21 protein-coding genes are annotated in these 18,826 nt (G+C 72.2%); 11 read left to right on the forward strand and 10 right to left on the reverse strand.

Annotation, left to right across the window (positions count from 1 at the left end; translation table 11 throughout):
• Positions 1-15 precede the first annotated feature (15 nt).
• Complete coding sequence (locus ACIP4P_RS38165) at positions 16-204, reverse strand: DUF397 domain-containing protein (protein ID WP_400926994.1); 189 nt, start codon at positions 202-204, stop codon at positions 16-18.
• Positions 201-1,082, reverse strand: a complete 882-nt coding sequence (locus ACIP4P_RS38170; protein ID WP_400926997.1) for a helix-turn-helix domain-containing protein — start codon at positions 1,080-1,082, stop codon at positions 201-203. Before ACIP4P_RS38170 ends, ACIP4P_RS38165 begins: the two co-directional genes overlap by 4 nt.
• Positions 1,083-1,202: 120 nt before the next feature.
• Here ACIP4P_RS38170 and ACIP4P_RS38175 point away from each other — a divergent pair, with 120 nt between their 5' ends.
• The 3 genes from ACIP4P_RS38175 to ACIP4P_RS38185 all read left to right on the forward strand — a co-directional run bounded on the left by ACIP4P_RS38175 (position 1,203) and on the right by ACIP4P_RS38185 (position 2,871).
• Positions 1,203-1,670, forward strand: coding sequence for an ATP-binding protein (locus ACIP4P_RS38175; protein WP_400927000.1), 468 nt, complete (start codon positions 1,203-1,205; stop codon positions 1,668-1,670).
• A 415-nt stretch (positions 1,671-2,085) separates the two neighbouring features.
• Positions 2,086-2,415, forward strand: coding sequence for a hypothetical protein (locus ACIP4P_RS38180; protein ID WP_400927003.1), 330 nt, complete (start codon positions 2,086-2,088; stop codon positions 2,413-2,415).
• A gap of 108 nt (positions 2,416-2,523) precedes the next feature.
• Positions 2,524-2,871 (forward strand): VOC family protein, encoded by a 348-nt coding sequence (locus tag ACIP4P_RS38185; protein WP_400927006.1) that lies wholly within the window; start codon positions 2,524-2,526, stop codon positions 2,869-2,871.
• A 120-nt stretch (positions 2,872-2,991) separates the two neighbouring features.
• Here ACIP4P_RS38185 and ACIP4P_RS38190 read toward each other — a convergent pair whose 3' ends face one another.
• Positions 2,992-4,428 (reverse strand): MFS transporter, encoded by a 1,437-nt coding sequence (locus ACIP4P_RS38190; protein ID WP_400927009.1) that lies wholly within the window; start codon positions 4,426-4,428, stop codon positions 2,992-2,994.
• A 105-nt stretch (positions 4,429-4,533) separates the two neighbouring features.
• Here ACIP4P_RS38190 and ACIP4P_RS38195 point away from each other — a divergent pair, with 105 nt between their 5' ends.
• The 3 genes from ACIP4P_RS38195 (at position 4,534) to ACIP4P_RS38205 (ending at position 7,025) form a co-directional block, all read left to right on the forward strand.
• The gene (locus ACIP4P_RS38195) at positions 4,534-5,193 is read left to right on the forward strand and encodes a TetR/AcrR family transcriptional regulator (protein WP_400927012.1); all 660 of its coding nucleotides are present in this window, start codon (positions 4,534-4,536) and stop codon (positions 5,191-5,193) included.
• Between the two features lie 808 nt (positions 5,194-6,001).
• Entirely contained in the window at positions 6,002-6,517 is a 516-nt protein-coding gene (locus tag ACIP4P_RS38200; RefSeq protein ID WP_400927269.1) for a GNAT family N-acetyltransferase, read from the forward strand.
• Positions 6,518-6,614: 97 nt separating this feature from the next.
• Positions 6,615-7,025 (forward strand): nuclear transport factor 2 family protein, encoded by a 411-nt coding sequence (locus ACIP4P_RS38205; protein WP_350514594.1) that lies wholly within the window; start codon positions 6,615-6,617, stop codon positions 7,023-7,025.
• Here the strand turns inward: ACIP4P_RS38205 and ACIP4P_RS38210 are convergent.
• Positions 6,986-7,828: an NAD-dependent epimerase/dehydratase family protein gene (locus ACIP4P_RS38210; RefSeq protein ID WP_400927016.1), complete on the reverse strand. Its 843-nt coding sequence runs from the start codon at positions 7,826-7,828 to the stop codon at positions 6,986-6,988. The genes ACIP4P_RS38205 and ACIP4P_RS38210 overlap by 40 nt on opposite strands.
• Before the next feature lie 186 nt (positions 7,829-8,014).
• On the opposite strand from ACIP4P_RS38210, the gene ACIP4P_RS38215 reads away from it, so the two are divergent.
• Together ACIP4P_RS38215 and ACIP4P_RS38220 are read left to right on the forward strand one after the other, a co-directional pair.
• Positions 8,015-9,208 carry a serine hydrolase domain-containing protein gene (locus ACIP4P_RS38215; RefSeq protein ID WP_400927019.1) on the forward strand — a complete coding sequence of 398 codons (1,194 nt, stop codon included), beginning with the start codon at positions 8,015-8,017 and terminating at the stop codon, positions 9,206-9,208.
• Positions 9,209-9,402: 194 nt separating this feature from the next.
• Positions 9,403-9,930 (forward strand): hypothetical protein, encoded by a 528-nt coding sequence (locus tag ACIP4P_RS38220; RefSeq protein ID WP_400927022.1) that lies wholly within the window; start codon positions 9,403-9,405, stop codon positions 9,928-9,930.
• Between the two features lie 112 nt (positions 9,931-10,042).
• Here the strand turns inward: ACIP4P_RS38220 and ACIP4P_RS38225 are convergent, their stop codons facing one another.
• Positions 10,043-11,086 (reverse strand): hypothetical protein, encoded by a 1,044-nt coding sequence (locus ACIP4P_RS38225; protein WP_400927025.1) that lies wholly within the window; start codon positions 11,084-11,086, stop codon positions 10,043-10,045.
• 124 nt (positions 11,087-11,210) lie between these two features.
• Between ACIP4P_RS38225 and ACIP4P_RS38230 the strand changes: the two genes are divergently transcribed.
• Entirely contained in the window at positions 11,211-11,795 is a 585-nt protein-coding gene (locus ACIP4P_RS38230; RefSeq protein WP_400927028.1) for a TetR/AcrR family transcriptional regulator, read from the forward strand.
• Here the strand turns inward: ACIP4P_RS38230 and ACIP4P_RS38235 are convergent.
• Positions 11,792-12,493 carry a TetR/AcrR family transcriptional regulator gene (locus tag ACIP4P_RS38235; protein ID WP_400927031.1) on the reverse strand — a complete coding sequence of 234 codons (702 nt, stop codon included), beginning with the start codon at positions 12,491-12,493 and terminating at the stop codon, positions 11,792-11,794. The genes ACIP4P_RS38230 and ACIP4P_RS38235 overlap by 4 nt on opposite strands.
• A 126-nt stretch (positions 12,494-12,619) precedes the next feature.
• On the opposite strand from ACIP4P_RS38235, the gene ACIP4P_RS38240 reads away from it, so the two are divergent.
• Entirely contained in the window at positions 12,620-13,363 is a 744-nt protein-coding gene (locus ACIP4P_RS38240; RefSeq protein WP_400927034.1) for an SDR family oxidoreductase, read from the forward strand.
• Positions 13,364-13,416: 53 nt separating this feature from the next.
• Here ACIP4P_RS38240 and ACIP4P_RS38245 read toward each other — a convergent pair whose 3' ends face one another.
• The 4 genes from ACIP4P_RS38245 to ACIP4P_RS38260 all read right to left on the reverse strand — a co-directional run bounded on the left by ACIP4P_RS38245 (position 13,417) and on the right by ACIP4P_RS38260 (position 17,881).
• The gene (locus ACIP4P_RS38245; RefSeq protein ID WP_400927037.1) at positions 13,417-14,847 is read right to left on the reverse strand and encodes an SDR family NAD(P)-dependent oxidoreductase; all 1,431 of its coding nucleotides are present in this window, start codon (positions 14,845-14,847) and stop codon (positions 13,417-13,419) included.
• Between the two features lie 103 nt (positions 14,848-14,950).
• Complete coding sequence (locus tag ACIP4P_RS38250) at positions 14,951-15,343, reverse strand: peptidase inhibitor family I36 protein (protein ID WP_400927040.1); 393 nt, start codon at positions 15,341-15,343, stop codon at positions 14,951-14,953.
• Positions 15,344-15,541: 198 nt separating this feature from the next.
• Positions 15,542-17,038: a carbohydrate binding domain-containing protein gene (locus tag ACIP4P_RS38255; RefSeq protein ID WP_400927043.1), complete on the reverse strand. Its 1,497-nt coding sequence runs from the start codon at positions 17,036-17,038 to the stop codon at positions 15,542-15,544.
• A 231-nt stretch (positions 17,039-17,269) separates the two neighbouring features.
• On the reverse strand, positions 17,270-17,881 hold the full coding sequence (locus tag ACIP4P_RS38260; protein WP_400927046.1) for a choice-of-anchor C family protein: 612 nt from the start codon (positions 17,879-17,881) through the stop codon (positions 17,270-17,272).
• A 308-nt stretch (positions 17,882-18,189) separates the two neighbouring features.
• On the opposite strand from ACIP4P_RS38260, the gene ACIP4P_RS38265 reads away from it, so the two are divergent.
• Entirely contained in the window at positions 18,190-18,825 is a 636-nt protein-coding gene (locus ACIP4P_RS38265; RefSeq protein WP_400927048.1) for a GDSL-type esterase/lipase family protein, read from the forward strand.
• Position 18,826 lies beyond the last annotated feature (1 nt).

Raw genomic sequence — 18,826 nt, forward strand, 5'->3', positions numbered from 1 at the left:
ATCGGGGAAGGCTGATCAGACCTCGGCGGTCGCGGCGAACTCCACGAACGCCTTCCACGCGGTCGGCTCGAAGGCCAGCTGCGGGCCGCTCTTGTCCTTGGAGTCACGCACGTGGACGACACCGGGGGTCTCGGCGACCTCAACGCAGGCGCCGCCCTCGTTGCCGCTGTAGCTGCTCTTGAACCATGCCAGCTCGGTGCTCATCGTTCTCCCAGGATCTTCTCGATCAAGGCCATGGTTTCCTCAGGACCGTGGGCCTGTGCCCTGAGGATGTTGTAGCGCGCGTTCATGATCCGAACCTCGTCCGGATCGGCGATCAGCCTACTGCTCGTCTGCACTTCAATGTACGCGTGCTGAGGCTGCCCTTTCGGCGTGATCAGAATGAACGGCCCGCCCATGCCGGCGTGCTCGGTTCTGTCCAGGGGCAGTACCTGGATGACCATTCCACGCATCTGGCCAACCTCCAGAAGTCGACGAAGCTGAGCAGCATGCACGTCCCACCCGCCCAGCGGCCGTCGCAGCACGCTCTCGTCGATCACCCAGCTGAACATTCCCCGAGGCCACCGCGTCAGGACTTCTTGTCGTGCCATTCGAGCCGCGACGCGCATCTCGATCACGTCTTCCGATAGCGGCGGCTGCCTCATGGCGTAGACCGCTCGCGCGTGAGCCTCGGTCTGCAGAAGTCCAGGGATGTCCAGCGTGGAAAGGTCATGGATCTCGATGGAGTCGACTTCCAGGACGGCGTAGCCCTGGAACCAGGCGGGGTGCCTCAGCCGCGCCTTGTTCCGTGCGCTGATCACGTCGTCCTTCTGAATGGCCAACAGGCCACCGGCATTGACGGCCCTGTCCACCGCGATGAGGATCTCCGGCTGTGGTGTGCGAACCCCGCGCTCCACCGCACTGATCATCGGTTCGGTGTACCCGATGCGCTCGCCGAGTTCCCTCTGCGTCATCCCGGCCCGCTCCCGCAGGAGCTTGATCTGCTTTCCGATCGCGCGGAAGAAGTCGGAGACCTCCGCCAGGTCCTTCGGCAGTTCGGTCCGAGTCTCGTCGCTTGAGTCGTTTTGACGCGCCGCACACATAACAACCATCCCGCCTGTATTTCGGGCTAGCCCAACATTAGCGGTCCGCACCCGGACCACCACTCTCTGTGCGCCTCATCCCCATGGTCAGGGTACGTCCGCGCAGTCACGCTTCTACCCATGACGACCGAAATCCCCCTCGACAGACCCCGCCCCCACACCACCACGCTCCCCGCCACCCCCAAGGGCGCCGCCACCTGCCGACGCCTCGCCAGGCGTCAACTCACCATCTGGGGGCTGAATTCGACGCACACCGAGCCCTTCTACTCCGCCCTCCTCGTCGTCGCGGAGCTGGCCGCGAACGCGATCACGCACGGACGCGTTCCGGGGCGCGGGTTCGAGCTGCACCTCTCCCTCACCACCACCGCGCGCCGGGGCACCACCCTTCGCATCGAGATCAGCGACCCCAGGGGTGACCGGCTCCCCGTCCTCCCCACCGTCCACCTTCCCAACGCCCAGTCCGGGCGCGGCCTCACCCTCATCGACGCCCTGGCCGACCGCTGGGGCACCATCCCCCGTAGTCCCAACTCCAAGACCGTCTGGGCCGAACTCGACCTCACCGCCCCTGCTGCCCCCGATGCCGCCTGAACCCCGCGATAGCGAGGCGGCCCCCGGCGGCGCGGTGCTCTGCACGATCCTTCCCTTCGCGCTCCTCATCGCCCTGCTCGCTTGGGCCTACCCCCTCACCGCCCGCCACCACAACCACCCTACGCCCCAAGCCACTTCGAGTCCCGCCGCCACCCCGTGAACCACCGAGGAGTGGGAAGTCGGCCGCACCGACTTCCCACTCCTCGTCTTCGGGTACGGTCCCTCGGTGGTGAACTCCCGTGCGCTGGTGCCGCATTCGGCAGGGCGCGGAGTACCGTTCAAGGGTTCGGCCTGTGCTCTGCGGTGCCTGAGCGCCCACCCCCGGCGGTCCGACCCACGGGGGCTCCTCGGCCGACAGGCGGACGGGGGAGTCGACATGACATGGCTGGGGCCGGCGAACGCCAGACTGGTTCGAGTGCCCGACGTGGTCGGGCTGGAACTCGGCGCCGCGCGCCGGGTTGCCGGGGAGGCCGGGGTCGTCCTCGCCCCTCCGGACCCGGACGGCCCCTCACTACGCGCACTCACCTGGCCGGGGCAGTGGACCGTGACGGCCCAGAGCCTCCCGCCCGGATCGGCCATGCGCTACCGGGGTTCACTCGTGGTCGAGTTCCGGCCCGGCGCTCCCTCGACCGCGACGCCGGGCACTCCGCCACCGGGTGACTCCGGGGGTGAGGAGTCCGGTGATCGAGAGCCGCGTCTGCCCAAGCCGTCGCCGGGGGCGGTCGGCGCCGAGCGGCAGGAATGATCACGCGGCCGGAACCCGTGGTGCCTCGTCTGCTGCGCGAAGTCCGGGCGTGCTGTAGTACTCCTGGGAAGAGGTTGGAAGCAGGTCCGTTCTCGTCTGGAGTCATCGATGGCCGTTCGCCGTGTCGTGCCCAACATCCGCTCGGAGGCCGCGCAGGAGAGCCGTGAGTTCTACGGCCTGCTGGGCTTCGAGGAGGTCATGAACCACGGCTGGATCATGACGCTCGCCTCCCCGTCCAGCCCGGCCGCGCAGATCAGCGTCATGAGCGCTGACAAGACCGCGCCCGTCGCCCCCGACCTGAGCATCGAGGTGGACGACGTGGACGCGGCCTACGCGGTCATGCGGGAGAACGGCGTGGAGATCGTCCATCCCTTGCAGGACGAGGAGTGGGGCGTGCGGCGGTTCTTCGTCCGCGACCCCAGCGGACGGGTGGTCAACGTCCTGGGTCACCGCTGACGGCCTCCCACTCCCACGGGCAGGCGCCGCGCTCCGGCCGGAGGCACCCCCGGAGGCACGGCCCGTCCGCGCGGGCTGCGGGATCGGCGGGGCTGGGGCCGCGAGGCGGCTGCCTGGGCGTCAGCGACGCACTGACGAGGGAAGGCTGGCGGGTGCGGGGCTCCGCTTCCGGCGTACGTCCGCCCCGGCGTCGGGGTGCATGCGCAGAGCCGTGGCGGTAACGCCCAAGGAGAGCAGAGCGAGCATGAGGAACGCGACCGTGTAGGCGGTGCCGGCATCCGGACGGCCGGGCAGGAAGCGGCCGAGGGGTCCTCCGGCGCGCAGGGCGACGGTGCTCACGCCGATGGCGAGTCCGGCGGCGACCTGGTAGCTCGTGGCGCTGATGGAGTTGGCGTCGCGCATCTCCTGTGGAGCCACATCGCTGAAGGCGACCGTGCTGAAGGCGGTGAGCGCCACCGAGCGGGCGATACCGCTGAGCAGGACCAGTACGGCGATGAGGATGATCGACGTGTCGGCGCTGATCAGGCTGATGGCCGCCGTCGTCGCGGTCATCACCAGCGTGGAGGCGATGAGGACCGGTCGGAAGCCGAAGCGGTTGAGCAGCGGCGTGGTGGCCGGCTTGATCCCGATGTTGCCCACGAAGATGAACAGCACCACCGCGCCCGACTTGACGGCACTCCAGCCGAAGACGTTCTGGAACAGCAGCGGAAGCAGGAACGGTCCGGCGCCGACGACGAGCCAGAAGAGCGACCCGCCGGTGACGGATGCCCGCAGTGTGGGGATCCGCAGGACTCGGATGTTGACCAGCGGAGCCTCGGTCCGCAGGAGGTGCCGGGCGGCAGCCGCGAGCAGTCCGATCGACGCCAGGACGGTGGCGGTGGCGAAGGTCCAGGAGATGTCGGTGTCGGAGAACAGGTGGGCGGCGTAGGTGAGAGCGCCCAGGCCGGCACAGGTGAGGACGAGTCCGATCCGGTCCAGGGGGGAGGGCGTCTCGAGCGGCGTGGCGTCCACGATGCGCCAGGCGATGGCGAAGGCGACGACGCCGAGCGGGATGTTGATGAGGAACAACCACGGCCAGGAGGCATAGGTGGTGATGAAGCCGCCGACCAGCGGTGCTACGACCGGAGCCATCAGCCCGGGCCACACGATGTAGGCCATGAGCCGCATCAGGTCGGACTTCTCGGTCCCGGTCAGGACGATCAGCCGTCCGACCGGCACCATCATCGCTCCACCGAGCCCCTGGAGAACGCGCATGGCGATCAGCACGGGCAAGGTCGTGCTGATCGCACAGCCCAACGAGGACAGGGTGAAGACGGCTATTGCGCCGAGAAAGACCGGCCGGACGCCCCACCTCTGGGTGAGCCAGCCGCTGAGCGGTATCAGCGTGGCCAGAGTGATCAGGAACGAGGTGATCACCAACCCGATCGCGGCGGAGTCGACGTGCAGTGAGCGGGCCATCCGGGGGGCTGCGGTCGTGACGATCGTGCCGTCGAGCATCTCCATGAAGAAGCATCCGGCGACGAGCAGGGCTTTGTTGCGGTGTCGCTTGTCGATCATGTCGCTCCTCGATTCGGGCCGGGCGGGAGCCGCGGTGACACGCCTAGAGTAGACGCACCGTTGCGTCTACTCAACGGGTTAGACTGGAGTCAGGAGGATGCTCTGATGACACGACTGGAACTGACGGACGACGATGCTCGGGGTGAGAGCGGGACCACCGCCGGGGCACGCGCCCGAAAGCACCACGGCAATCGACACGGCCGCAGCGAGCAGGCCCGACTGGCCGTCCTGCGGGCCACCGACGACCTCCTGGTGGAGCGGGGGTTCGCGGGCGTGACCATCGAAGGAATCGCGGCCAGGGCCGGTGTCGCCAAGCAGACGATCTACCGCCAGTGGAACTCGAAGGTGGACATTCTCCTGGACACCTACCTCGCGGACGCCGAGCGCGAGCTCGCGGTGCCGGACCGCGGGAGCGTCGAGCAGGACCTGCGCGAGTACCTGCGCCGGCTGACCGGCTTCCTGACCACGTCGGACGCCGGGGCCGTGCTGCGGGCCCTCATCGGACAGGCCCAGCACGATCCTGAGCTGGCGCACACCCTCCGCACCGACCACCTCGCCCAACAGTGGGAGTGGGAGCGGGCGATCTTGCGTCGGGCCGTGGATCGCGGCGAACTGCCCGCCGACCTCGATCTCGACCTGGCCCTGGACCAGCTCACCGGCCCCGTCTACTTCCGGGTCCTGGTCACAGGGAGGCCGGTCGAGCAGCGGTTCACCGACACGCTGCTGGAGCGCTTCCTCGCCGACTATCGCACGCACAGCACCTGAGGGCGCGCAGAGCATGCCACCGGGGCGGCCGTGGCCCCCACAGCCCGGAGAATTCAACGGGCGCTGCGGGAAGCCGGATTGTAGGCTCGCCGGTATGCCCTCACTCCCACGCGGCTTCGATGCCCTGGTCGAGCGGGCCGCCGCCGACCCCGATGTCCTCGGGCTCGTCCTCAAGGGGTCGCGGGCCCATGAGGGCATGGTCACCGAGCACTCCGACCACGACGTCCACCTGGTCCTCGCCGAGGGTGCGACCACCGGGCTGGCGGGCCTGGACGGCTACCGCAGTGCGGAGTTGGACGTGGTGGTGACCACCGTGGACGGGCTGCGCGGGGCCGACGGCCGGCAGGACCACGCGCTCGCCCGGGCGCGCGTCGTGCTGGACCGGACCGGCGGCGAGCTGACGGCCGTCCTCGCGGCCAAGGGTCGGCGCGGCCCCGAGGAGGCGCACCGGGCCGCCGCCGAGCGGCTGGACGCGTACGCCGACCGGCTGTACCGCTCGGTGAAGAACGCCTGCGACGGGCACGGGCCGGCCGCCAGGCTCGACGCGGCGGAGAGCCTCGGCCACCTGCTGGAGCTGCTGTTCGCCCTGGACCGCCGCCCTCGCCCGTACAACCGGTACCTGGCCTGGGAGTTGGCGCGGCATCCGTTGCCCGGTTGGGACACCGCCGCGCTACTGGAGGCGGTCGACCGGATCCTGGGGACCGGTGACGTGGCCACCCAGCGGCGGCTGTTCGCCCGGGTCGAGGCCGTGGCCCGGGCGGCCGGGCACGGGCCGACGCTGGACGCCCGGGGCGCGGACCTGGCGCTGATGCGCCCGGCGCCGGGCGAGACGGCCGGCGACGCCTTGGCGATCCCGGTCCACGTGCGGGACCTCCGGCTCCAGGACCTCCCGGCCTGCGGCTGGTCCGGTTCCGCCCTGCATCTGCGCAGCGTCGAGCGGGAGTTGGCGCGTGCCGAGGCGCGCGAGGTGGACTACCTGGCGGTGTGCACGCCCGCCGACCTCCCGGTGGCGATCGGTGGCGTCGACTACCGGGCCGTCGAGGACGCCGGCTACCTGTGGCAGCTCGCCGTGCACCCCGCGCTGCAATCGCTGGGCCTGGGCACGCTGTTGATCCGTGCGGCGGAGCAGCGGATCCTGGCGCGCGGCCTGCGCCGGGCCGAACTCGCCGTGGAGGAGGGCAATCCGCGGGCCCGGGCGCTGTACGAACGGCTGGGCTACCTGGCCTACGGCGGCAAGCCCGACGCCTGGGACGAGGAGGGGCCGGACGGGGAGGTCCGCCGGTACGAGACGATGTGCGTGCTCATGCGGCGGGAACTCGCCTGAACGTGAGCCAGTGAACGTGAGCCAGTGAACGTGACTCAGTGAACGTAAGTCAGTGAACGCGAGCCAGTAGGCGACCACCGGATCCGAGGAGCCCCGCATGTCCCCGACGCACCAGGAGATCTTCCAGCGCTACGTCCACGCCGGCGCGATCACCGCGAACGCCGACGCCCTCGCCGAGCTGTTCACCCCGGACGGCGTCTTCGAGGCGCCGCTCGTGCCCGAGGGCGGCGACTTCCCCCGGCGGACGGTCGGCCGCGAGCAGATCCGCGCGGCGATGGCGGCGTACTACGCCCGGCAGACGGGCGGCGGCCGGGTGCCCAACCTGGAGAAGTCCGGGTACGTGCTGCACACCACCGCCGACCCCGACGTCTTCATCGCGGAGATCGACACCTTCTTCGACCCCGACGAGACCGTCTCGCTGGTCCAGATCTTCCGCGTCCGCGACGGCAGGATCGCCCACCTGCGCGACTACTTCACCCCCGGGCTGGTGAGCTCCGAGACACCGTGACGGGGGCGGTAGCCGAGCAGTGCGCCCGCCCGCGCGGACACGTACACCCGGTCGACGGAGGTGGGCAGCGCCCAGCCCCGCCGGGCGAAGCCGGCCGCCACCTCGGGGAGCCGCCCGGTGATCAACCCGGCCGGGTCGTACCGCAGTCGCTTGAGGTCCTCCTCCAGCCACGGGTACGGCCCGGCGACGTTCAGGACCCCCTCCGCGTCGCCCTCGACGGCGAGCAGGTGGGCCTCGGCGACGTCGGCGAGGGCCACACCCCGGTAGAGCCGGTGCCGGGCCTCGACCTCCGGCGGCTCGGGGAAGCAGCGGGCGATCCGCAGGCAGGCCGCGGTCATCGGGCCCGCCTCCGTCGCGTCGAGCACCAGGCGTTCGGCGGCCAGCTTGGTCTCGTCGTAGATGTCGCGCGGGCGGCACTCCGTCTCCTCGGTGATCCAGACCGCCGCGTCCGTCGGCACCAGCGCGTGGCCGTACACCGAGGTTGAGCTGGTGAGGACGAAGCGGCGCACGCCCGCGGCGGCGGCCGCCGCCACCAGGCTCCGCGTCGCCCCGACGTTGACCTGGTGGAACTCGTCGTCGGTGCGCACCCCGACGTGCGGCGCGTGCAGCGCGGCCGTGTGGACCACCGCCCCGACCCCGTCGAGCGCACCGCGCCACGCCCCGGGGGCGCGCAGGTCCGCCACCACGGAGGTCTCGGCGGACGGCAGCCGGTCGACGCCGACCACCGTCCGCCCCGCCGCCCGCAGTCGGCGCGCGACCGCCGAACCGACCAGTCCGGCGCTGCCGGTGACCAGGACCCGCATCGTGAAGCCTCCCCAGGTGAACGAAGCTTCGAGCCTACGAGCTCGGGGGTACCCCTGACAGAAGATCAGGGATCATCGACGGTCCGACCCTGATGATCCCGGCAGCCGGTTTCGGAAGACTCCTCCTGCGGGCCGGGGAAACGATTCACCGGCCCGGACGACGAACAGTCTGGAGACGCAGAACCCGTGAACGCCTACCCGCACCGCACCCGTTGGGCCGTTGTCGCCGCCGCCGGCGCCCTGGCGGCCGCACTGACCGTCGGTGCGGGCACGCCCGCCCTCGCCGCGGCGCCCACCGCCACCGCTTCGGCCCTTCCTCCGCTGGACCCCGCCGCCGTCCGGGCCGCCCTCGCCCAGCGGCCCGCCGGCGACGTCTCCGCCGCCTTCGTGCGGATCACCGGCTCCGGCGGGCACTTCGCGGGCAGTTCCGCGGAGGACGGGATGACCGTGGACGCCTCCGGCCGGTTCCGGATCGGGTCGATCTCGAAGATCTTCACCGCCACCGTCGTGCTGCAACTCGCCGGCGAGGGCCGGATCGACCTGGACGCCGACGTGCGGCAGTACCTCCCGGACTTCCCCTACCAGGGCGTCCAGGTCGGCCAACTGCTCAACCACACCAGCGGATTGCCCAACGGCGACAACGGGCCCTGGGGCGACGGCAGCACCGGCTGGTTCGAGACCCACCGCCTGGACTCGTTCACCCCGGAGCAGGTCATCGCCACCATGGCCGGCGAGCCGCTCGGTTTCACGCCCGGCACCGAGCAGCAGTACAACGGCATGAACACCTTCGTCGCCGGACTGATCGTCGAGAAGGTCACCGGCCACCGCTACGCCGACGAGCTGCGGCAGCGGATCATCCGGCCGCTCGGCCTGCACGACACCGCCCTCCCGGACGGCGACGACCCCGCGCTGCGGCACCCCGCCACCCACCCGTACCTGACCGTCCCCGACGCCGACGGCGGCTCGCACCGCGCCGACGTGACCGAGCAGAGCCCGTGGCCGTGGGCCGAGGGCGGCATGATCTCCAGCGCCGCCGACCTGGACCGCTTCCTCACCGCGCTGTTCCGGGGCCGGCTGCTCCCGGCGTCCGAGCAGGAGCGGCTGTTCACCGTCCCGGACGTGCCGGTCGCCCCGCACAACAACCACTGCCCGGGCGGCAAGGCCTGCATGAGCATGGGGCTGGAGCGGCTGCAGACGAACGGCGTCACCGCCTGGGGCAAGACCGGCTCCCGGCCCGGCTCCACCAGCGGGGTGTTCGCGACCCGCGACCTCTCCCGCAAGGTGGTCTACTCGGTCGACCCGACCGCCCTGAACGGCGCCGAGACGCCGTACGTGCTCGGGCTGGTGGCGACGGGCTTCGGCCTGAAGTCCGTGGTCTGACGAATCGCGGCATCGGCTCGCATGAGCTCCTCCGCACGACCACCGAGGCCCCCGCGCAGGAAGTCGGCCCCGTCGACTTCCTGCGCGACTCCGCCGCTGTGACGATCTCCGGTGCCCCGGTTGGCTCGCGCGGGGGAGGGTGATGCGCCGCGCGGTGGAGGCGGGAGAGGGGCGCTGCCCGCGAGGCTGGCCGCATGCTGAAGAACATTCCGGTCGGCGACACCGAACGCCCCGCCCCCCGTTGGGCGTTGCGCCTCGCCAAGGCCCTCCCGTTCATCGTGCTGCCGCACTGCCTGTGGCGGCTGCCGTTCGCGTTCGGCTTCGAGATGGGCACGGTCGACCCGGCCCGTGCGCCCATGCCCTGGTGGGGCACCCCGTACGTGTTCGGCCTCAGCGTGACCACCGAGGCGCTGACCATCCTCACCCTCGGACTGGTCAGCGGCTGGGGCGAGGTGTACCCGCGCTGGGTGCCGCTGCTGCGCGGCCGCCGGGTGCCGCCGCCGGTGCCGCTCGTCGCGACGCTGCTGGGCGGGCTGACCCTGTTCGGCCTGTTCGGGCTGCAGCCGCTGGCCTGGGTCGGGCTGCTGGACGAGGTCGGGTTCAGCAACGGCTGGTGGGAGGCGCTGGCCCGGGTGTGCATCGGCCCGGCGATGCTCTGGGGGCCGATCACCATCGCCCTCGGCCTCGCCTACTACCGCCGTCGTACGGCTCGCACCGGCTGACCGCGACGCGCACCGGACCGGCCCGCACCGGAGCCGCCGAAGAGCCCCGAGAAGAGCTCCGGGCGTCGCCGGTGGGGCCGGTTCCGGGGCCGTTCCGCGGAGTAGCCGCGGTTCAGTGGGTCCGGTAGTACTCGCCGACGGCCGCGAAGGCCTCCTTGGGCTCCCAGGGCAGCAGGCCCGGCCGGTTCCCGTCCAGGTCCCCGGGCCGGTCCTCGCCCACCTTCACCAGGCCGTAGCTGGCCAGGTCGAGGTCCTCGCGCGGGTCGCCGTCCGGGCGGTGGACGAAGTCGTACAGCGCGAAGGTGAAGACGAAGGCGGCGTCGATCCCGCCGGCGTCGAAGGCCGCCAGCAACTCCCGTACGTACGCGGCCTGGCCGGCCTCGTCGCGCTCGTGGACGCCGGTCAGCCGCACCGGCCCGTCGGCGTCGTACTCGACGATCTCCAGGCCCATCGCGCCCCGGTCGCCCGCGCCGCGGTAGGTGGCGGAGCCGAACTCGGTGACCGCGACCGGCTTGCCCCCGGTGGTCTCCTGGCCGGTCAGCCCGCGGACGCCGTCGGCGAAGCGGTCGGCGGTCGTGGCATCGCGGTACAGGTCGAGGGAGATCAGGTCGAAGGGCTCCCAGTCGACCCGTTCCAGCGGGACGGCGGCGTAGCTGACCGGGCCGCCGAAGTGGGTGCGGACGGTGGCGACGGCGGTGCGCAGGAAGGCGTTCACCCGGCCGCTGACCGCGCCGAGGTGCTCGCGCACCGCCTCCGGCCGGGCGAGCAGCGCGATCCGCTCGTCCGTGCTGTCGCCGGGCAGGAAGCCCGGGTTCATCAGGCTGAGCTCGGCCCCGGTCAGGAACACCACCTCGGCGCCGGTCCGCCGTAGCCGCTCGGCCCGCCGGGCGCAGTCGGCGAACAGCTCCAGCAGTTCTTCCTGTGCCAGCTCCAGAGGGTACGGCGAGTACCAGATATCCAGGCCGAGTTCGGCGGCGAATCCGGCGGCCAGCTCGATCCGGTCCGGGTCGCCGCCCATGATCCGCACCGCGTTGCAGTGCAGATCGTCCCGGATGATCCTCAACTCCTCCCGGACCAGCTCTGGTTCGAATCGCTTGCGGGAGCACACCCCGCCCCGGACGAACCCGGTGTCGTAACTGATTCCCTTGATGCGCATGAGTCCCTGCCTTTTGTGGCGAGTCGGCGGATCGGAACAGAATTTACGGTACGAGCAGTACCGTAGTTGCCGTCACCACGGGATGGCAAGAAGGATGGGGCGGCACACGGGAGAGGACGGGACCATGGTCGGGCAGACACGGCGGCGCGGGGCGGCGCTGGAGGAGGCGATCCTGCACGCGGCGGTCGCCGAGCTCACCGAGTCCGGCTTCGCCGGGCTGACCATGGACCGGGTCGCCGCCCGCGCGGGCACCAACAAGAACGCCATCTACCGCCGCTGGCCGAACCGCATCGCCCTCGGCATCGCCGGCTACAAGCGGCTCGCCGAGGCCGCCCCGCTTCCCGACACCGGCGAACTGCGCGGCGACGCGCTGGAGTTGCTGCGCCAGGCGAACCGGCACTGGAGCTCCCCGCTCGGCGCCGTGCTGCGCGAACTGATGGCCGCGGCGGGCGGCGCCACCGAGTTCCTGGCGCAGCTGCAGGACCAGTCCGGGGATGCCGCGGCCGCGCCCTGGCTCACCGTGCTGGGCCGGGCCGTCGCTCGCGGTGAGGCGGTGCCCGAGGTGCTGCACCCGCGGGTGGCGACGGTGGCGATGGTGCTGCTGCGCAACGAGTTCGTGGTGCGGGGGGTGCCGAGCGCGCCCGACGACGTGCTGGTGGAGATCGTGGACGAGGTGTACCTGCCGCTGGTCCGTCGCCGCGGGGCTTAGCTCCTCGTGGCCGGTCCCGGTGCGTCGTTCCCGGTGACCAGGGTGTCCGCCAGTCGCTCGGCGACGGCCGTGTCCAGCGGGCCGTGGCCGAGCAGGAAGCGGTACCAGAACACCCCGTAGACCTGGTCCACGATCAGGTCCAGGTCGGCGTCGCCGGCCAGTTCGCCGCGCTCGCGCCCGCGGGTGAGCAGTTCGTGCAGCGCGCTGCGCCGGGTCTCGGTGAAGGTCCGCATCAGGTCGGCCAGGTGCGGGTCGCGGGCGGCCTCGCGGGCGACGGTGCGCAGCGCGGACGCCGTGGTGCTGCGCTGGGCGGCGTCGAAGGTGGTCTCGATGAAGGCGCGCAGGTCGGTGCGCAGGGCGCCGGTGTCCGGGCGGTCGGAGACGTCCTGGTCGGCCCGGTCGGTGAGGGCGTCCAGCAGGACCGCGCCCTTGGAGGGCCACCAGCGGTAGACGGTCTGCTTGCCGACTCCGGCCGTACGGGCGATGGCGTCGATGGTGACGGGCGTGCCGTCGGACTCGGCGAGCAGGTGGAGGGCCGCGTCCAGGATCGCCCGGTGGGCGGCCTCGTTGCGGCGGCGGCCGGTGTGCGGGCGCGCGGCCTGCGGATCGTCGGCCTGGACGGTGCCGGCCTGCGGGTCGTCGGCCTGGACGGCGTCGGCCTGCGGGTCGTCGGCCCGGAGGTCGTCGGTGTCGCTCATCGTGGGTCCCTTCTCGCTGCCCCCGTGCTCCTTGCCCTCGGTTGACAAGACTAACAGTCTCGACAATCATCATTACCGGAACTACCGGTCTCGACAAGTTCTCGTACCAGCCGGAAAGGCACCACCATGAGCACTGCATCGAACCTCTTCGCCGGACACCGCGTCGTCGTCATGGGCGGCAGCTCGGGCATCGGTGAGGCCACCGCCGCCGCCTTCGCGGCGGACGGGGCCGAGGTCGTGATCACCGGCCGCGACCGCGAGAAGCTGGACGCCGCCGTCGCCCGGATCGGCGGCAGGACCAGCGGTGCCCAGCTCGACGCGACCGACCCGGCCGCCCTGGCCGCCTTCTTCGCCGAGGCCGGCACCGTCGACCACCTGGTCGTCGCGGTCAGCGGCGCGGCCGGCAGCGGCCCGTTCGCCCAGCTCGACCTGGCCGACCTCGCCCACGGCTTCGACGCCAAGTTCTGGCCCCAGGTCCGGGTGCTGCAGGCGGCCCTGCCGCACCTGCGCAAGGACGGCTCGGTCACCCTGATCACCGCCGCCTCGGCCCGCTCCGCCTTCCCCGGCACCGCCGGACTGGCCGCCATCAACGGCGCCCTGGAGGCGATGGTCCCGCCGCTGGCCGTCGAACTCGCCCCGCTGCGGATCAACGCCGTCTCGCCCGGCGTCATCGACACCCCGTGGTGGGACCGCGTCCCGGCCGAGCAGCGGACCGCCCTCTTCGACGGCCTCGCGGCCACCACCCCCGTCGGCCGGGTCGGCCGCCCGGAGGACGTCGCCCGGGCGATCCACATGTTCGCCGCCAACACCTTCGTCACCGGCGTGGTGCTCGACTGCACCGGCGGCGCGAACCTGCCGACCGGTCGCTGAGTGCCCCTGGGACGGTGGCTACGACACCTGAGCCGTAGCCACCGTCACCACTTTCACCACTCCGCCACCCGGTAGTCCTTGAGGAACACCCCCGACACCGGGTGCCCCGCCTCCCCGCGCACGATCGGGTCGTACACCCGGGCCGCGCCGTCCACGATGTCCAGCGGGGTGCGGAACCCCCGGGCGGCGATCCGGGCCTTGACCGGCGCCGGGTTCTCGTCGGTGATCCAGCCGGTGTCCACCGCGCACATGTGCACACCCTGCGGGGCGAGTTCGGCCGCGCTGGTGCGGGTGAGCATGTTGAGCGCGGCCTTGGCCATGTTGGTGTGCGGGTGGCGCGCCGTCTTGTTGCGGACGGCGAACCGGCCCTCCACCGCCGTGACGTTGACGATGTAGCGGGCGCGGCGCGGCGAGGCGAGCAGCAGCGGCAGCAGTCGGTCGCAGAGCAGCGCCGGGGCCAGCGAGTTGACCAACTGGGTCTCCAGCAGCTCGGTCGGGTCGAGCGAACCCAGCGTGGCGGACCAGGAGTTGGTGGGGGCGAGGTCGGGCAGCAGCCCGGCCTCGTCGGTGAGGTCGATCAACGCTCCTGCGCCCGAGGGAAGTTGGGCGACATCGGTGAGCGGCCGGAACCCGGGCGCATGGGCGATCGCCCGGCGGTCGGCGCCCGGCAGGGCGGTCGACTCGCCCGCCGCCAGCAGGGCGTAGGACTCCGGCGGGCGGCGCAGGGTCTGCGCGGCGTTGTTGACCAGGATGTCCAGCGGTCGCCCGTCGGCGCGGAGTTGCTCGGTGAGGCCGAGGACCTGGCGCGGGTCCCGGAGGTCGATGCCGACCACGGTCAGCCGCTCGAACCAGGCCTCGCTGCCCTCGGCGGCGCGGAAGCGGCGGACGGTGTCCTGCGGGAAGCGGCTGGTGACGATCAGCTCGGCGCCGTCCCGCAGCAGCATCAGCGCGAGCTGGAAGCCGATCTTCACCCGCCCGCCGGTGAGCAGGGCGCGCCGTCCGCGCAGGTCGGTGGAGAGCGCACGGCGGGTGGTGTTGTCGGCCGAGCAGTCCGGGCAGAGCGCGTGGTAGAAGGCGTCGACCTGCTGGTACTGCTGCTTGCAGACGTAGCACCGGCGGGGCACCTGGAGCTCTCCGAGCGGTCCTCCGGGGGCCGGGGCGAGCGGGGTGTCCTCGCGGCGGTGCCGGGCGCCGGTCGCGGTGGCGGCGAGCAGCTCGACGTCGGCCTGCCGGACGGACTCCTTGGCCTCCTGGCGGCGGCGTTTGCGGCTCTCCATCACGAAGGAGCTGAGCTGCCGCTCGGCGTGCAGCCGGGTGCGGTCCTGGGAGGGGAGGGCGCGCAGCCGGCCGAGGGTGCGGCTGAACGCGGCGAGTTCCTCGGGGGAGACGGCGGCCGCGCAGGCGGTGAGGTCGGCCGCGCAGGCGGCACCGCTGGTCGGCGTGATGTCGTTGATCAGCTGATGATGGTCGTCCCGGACCGTCATGTCCGCCCCCTCGTTTCGTACAGGTGGGAGGGACAGTAGTGGACGGTCCGGGACGATGAGATGCCAATTTCCGCCGGGGGCCGGGTCGGGCGTCGGCTGGGCGTCAGCCGCAGTCGGGGGTGATCGAGGCGACCCGTCGGCCGTCCAGCTCGTGCGGGCCGAAGCTGTTGAGCTCCTGCTCGGCGCCGCCGAAGTTGGGCTGGTCGTTCAGCCGGATGATGCAGCCGAAGTCGTCCGGCAGCGGGTCGACGGCCGAGCGCGGGAAGATCGGCGGCTCGATGTCGTCGATCTCGCGCAGGTTGAAGCCGTCCTTGGTGACGTGGGCGTCCTCGTTGAACAGCAGGCGCCCGGTCATGTGCGGGCCCTCCCACAGGCAGAGGTGCCCCTTGGGACACCGTGCGGCGGTCGGCATCGCGTGGGCGGCGGGGGCGGTGGCGAGGGCCAGACCGAGGGCGGCGGAGCAGGCGAGGGCGGCGCGGAGCAGGCGGTGGCGCACGGGGGACTCCCATCTCAGCAGGGGTGGTCACCGTCCGTGTGGACGGCGCTACCGCATGCTAGATGGTTCCCGTTCGAACGGTTCGCACCACACGCGCTTTCCGGACGCGGGTACGGCCGTCGGTTCACGCGCGGGCCCCGAACGCGACGGGGTGCCGGCGGCCCCCCGGCCTGCCGGCACCCCTGATCACTCGTCGCGTCAGCCCGTGTACTTGCTGAAGATCTTCGCGAACTCGTACGGCTGCTGCGTGATGTTGGTGCACTTCGCCAGCGAGCCGGTGCAGGCGTTGGCGTCCCGGGTGGCGTCCCAGAAGGCCAGCAGGCCGAGGTGGTTCTGCTGGGCGAAGGTCGTCAACTGCTGGGCGGCGGCCTGGTTGTAGATCTGGTGGTCGTCGTTCTCGCCGATCATCGGGGTGACCCCGACCATGGCCCACAGCTGGGCGTCGGTCTTCGCCGGGTAGAGCGCCTTGAGCTGGCCGAAGGTCGACTGCGCGGCCTGGACGGCGGCGTTGCCGTAGTCGCTGCCGGTGCGGTAGTAGTCCATCGCCATGATGTTGACCAGGTCGAGGTTGACCCCGGCGTCCCGGGCGGACTTGACGATGGCGACGCCGTCGCTGGTCAGGCCCTCGGGCAGGACGGGCAGGGTGAGCGAGACCTTGAGGCCCGGGTGGGCCTGCTGGAGCTTGGCGAGCGCGGCGGAGCGGCGGTCGTTGGAGGCGGTGTCGGCGACCGCCGCGCCCTCGATGTCGTAGTCGACGTAGCGCAGGTTGTAGGCGTTGACCACCGCGTCGTACTCGGTGAACAGCGAGTTCACGTCGGTGCAGGCGGCCGCGAGTTCGGTGCCGGCCGCGCCGCCGAAGGAGAGCTTGACGTCGCCGCCGGCCGCGCGCAGCGCGTCGACCTGGTCCTTGGCCCAACCGGTGCGCGGGTCATAGGCGTTGAACCAGCTGGCCTTGCAGCCGACGCCGGTGACGAAGCCCATGCTGTAGCCCTTGACGCCGCCCGCCTTGGCCATGTCGGGCATGGACGGGGTGGGCCAGGCGCCCATGTCGATGTACGGGGCCACCGGCAGCGCGACGTTCGGCGGCGGGGTGGTCGGTCCGCCGGTGGGGGTGCCGCTCGGCGGGGTGGTGGGCGGGGTGGTCGGCCCGCCGCCGGGGCCGTAGAGGCTGACGTCGTCGGCGAGGTAGGCGCCCTGCCCGTACCAGCCGTGCAGGTAGACGGTGACGCTGGTGGTGCTCGGGCCGGTGGTGAAACTGGCGTTCAGCTGCTGCCAGTTGGCGCCGCCGGGGGTCCACACGGCGGGGTCGGTGACACCGTTGCCGGTGGCGCCGAGGTAGACGTACTGGCCCTGCACCCAGGCGCTGAGGGTGTACGTGGTGTTGGGCTGGACGCTCACGGTCTGGCCGCACTGCGCGGTGTCACTCGCGCTCGCCGCCCCCTTGAGGGCGTACGTCCCGCTGTGCGCGCCGGAGTTGACGATGCTGCCGGTGGCGGCGGAACAGCTCCACGGGTCGAGCGCGCCGCTCTCGAAGCCGCCGTTGGCCAGCAGGTTGGCGTCGGCGGCACCGGCGTTCCCGGCGAGGGTGGCGAGGCCGCCGGCCGCGAGCGCGGTGGCGGCGGCGAGGCTCAGCAGTTTCGTCCGGGTGGAGGCCGGGCGGCGGTGGGTGGGGGCGTGCTGGAGCGCGCTGGGCATGGGGGTCGCCTCTCGGGACGTGGGGCCGCCCGCGCCGCGAAGGGGGGAGACGCGGGGCGGGCGGCAGCATGGGGGCCGGTCCGGTGCGGGGAGGAGCGCGGTGCTGAGGATCAAACTGGACTAGACCAGCTGTGCACGTCAAGCACTTCCCGGCTACCGGGGGCCTTCCGAGGGCAGGTTTTAGGGCGGGTTTAAGGAGCCGTCTCCCCTAAGGCGTGTCTGGCCCCCCGATCAGTTGCAGCAGGGCTTGCACTCCTTCACCCGCACGTCGTCCAGCACCGGTCCGTAGCCGCCCCCGACGGTGCTCTGGAAGGTCAGCGTGGTCGAGGAGTTGTACGCGACGAAGGTGAACTGCCGTCCCACGTAGCCCATCGCGGCCCTCGTCTTGCCGGTGACGTCGAAGCTGAAGTCCTGGAAGTCCTGCCCGTCGATGAGCGCCTTCCCGGTCCGCACGGCGGGCCCGCCGTCGGGGTTGGCGGCCAGCGCGTAGCTCACCGAGTAGGTGGTGCCGGGGGTGGTGGCGAAGGTCTGGGCGATGGTGCCGGGGTTGGAACCGTTGAGGTCGATGGACTGGTCGCCCTCGGCGGCCTGCCAGTAGCCCGCGCCGATCAGGTCGATGCTGCCGCCGGTGATCTGCCACGGGCCGACGGTCTGGCCGGCGACCAGGTCGGTGAAGTTGTTCGCCGGGGCCTTGGGGTACTCGAAGCTGCCGTCGTCGAAGCGGCTGGCCGTCCGGTGCCCGCCGGCCGCCTGGGCCGGGGCGACCAGCGAGACGGTGGCCAGCGCGGTGGTGGTGGCGACGACGAGGGCGAGGGCGGCGGCGCGGGTGCGCGAGAGCGACATGAATTCCCCAAGTTCCGTGATGGTCGGCCGAGATGATCGGCAGCATGATCGGTCGAGATGATCGCGTGCGGACCGAGCGTCGACCGTCGCGGCGAGCCCTGCCAAGACCGGACGGGCGGCGCCCGGTGGTGTGGGGCGTGCGGCGGCGCGCCCCTTCGCGCCGGTTTGTACGGCGGGTCGGCCGGGGGCCCGGCCGTCGGGGCCCGGCGGGCCGTCCGGCCGCGAACCTCCGGGGCTGACGCCCGGGTGCCGGGGCCCGGTGGTGAAAGCGGAGGCGCACGCCCCGTACGCACCCCTAACCTGGCCCGATGACCATACGAACGGCGACCGGTGACCCCTTCGACGGGCCGCGGATCCTCTTCCTCGGCGACTCCTTCGTCCAGGGCCTCGGCGACCCGGAGTTCCGCGGCTGGGTCGGCCGGGTGCTCCAGGCCGCCGCCCCGGACGCCACCGCCTTCAACCTCGGGGTCCGCCGCGACACCTCCACCCAGGTGCGGCGGCGCTGCTGGGCGGAGGTCGAGGCCCGCACCCGGCCCGGGGCCGACCACCGGCTGGTGCTCTCCTTCGGCGCCAACGACGCGATCGAGCGGGACGGCGGCCCGCGGGTCCGGCCCGCGGACACCCTGGCCAACCTCGCCGCCCTGCTCGACGGCGCCCGGGCGCGGGGGGTCGCCGCGCTGGTGGTCGGCCCGCCGCCGGTGGTCGGCGGGGGAGCGGCGCACCTGGGCCGGCTGACCGCGCTCGTGCCCGAACTGGCCGGGGCCTGCGCCGGGTTCGGGGTGCCCTTCGTCGACGTCACCGGGGCGCTGGCCGCCGACCCGGTCTGGACGGCCGAGGCCGCGGCGGCGGACGGCGCGCACCCGGGCGCGGGCGGCTACGCCCGGCTCGCCCGGCTGGTGCTCGACGGCGGCTTCGGCGACTGGCTGCGGAAGCCGGCGGGGTAGC

This window comes from Kitasatospora sp. NPDC089509 (assembly GCF_044749365.1).
In the GTDB taxonomy this organism is placed as follows: Bacteria; Actinomycetota; Actinomycetes; order Streptomycetales; family Streptomycetaceae; genus Kitasatospora.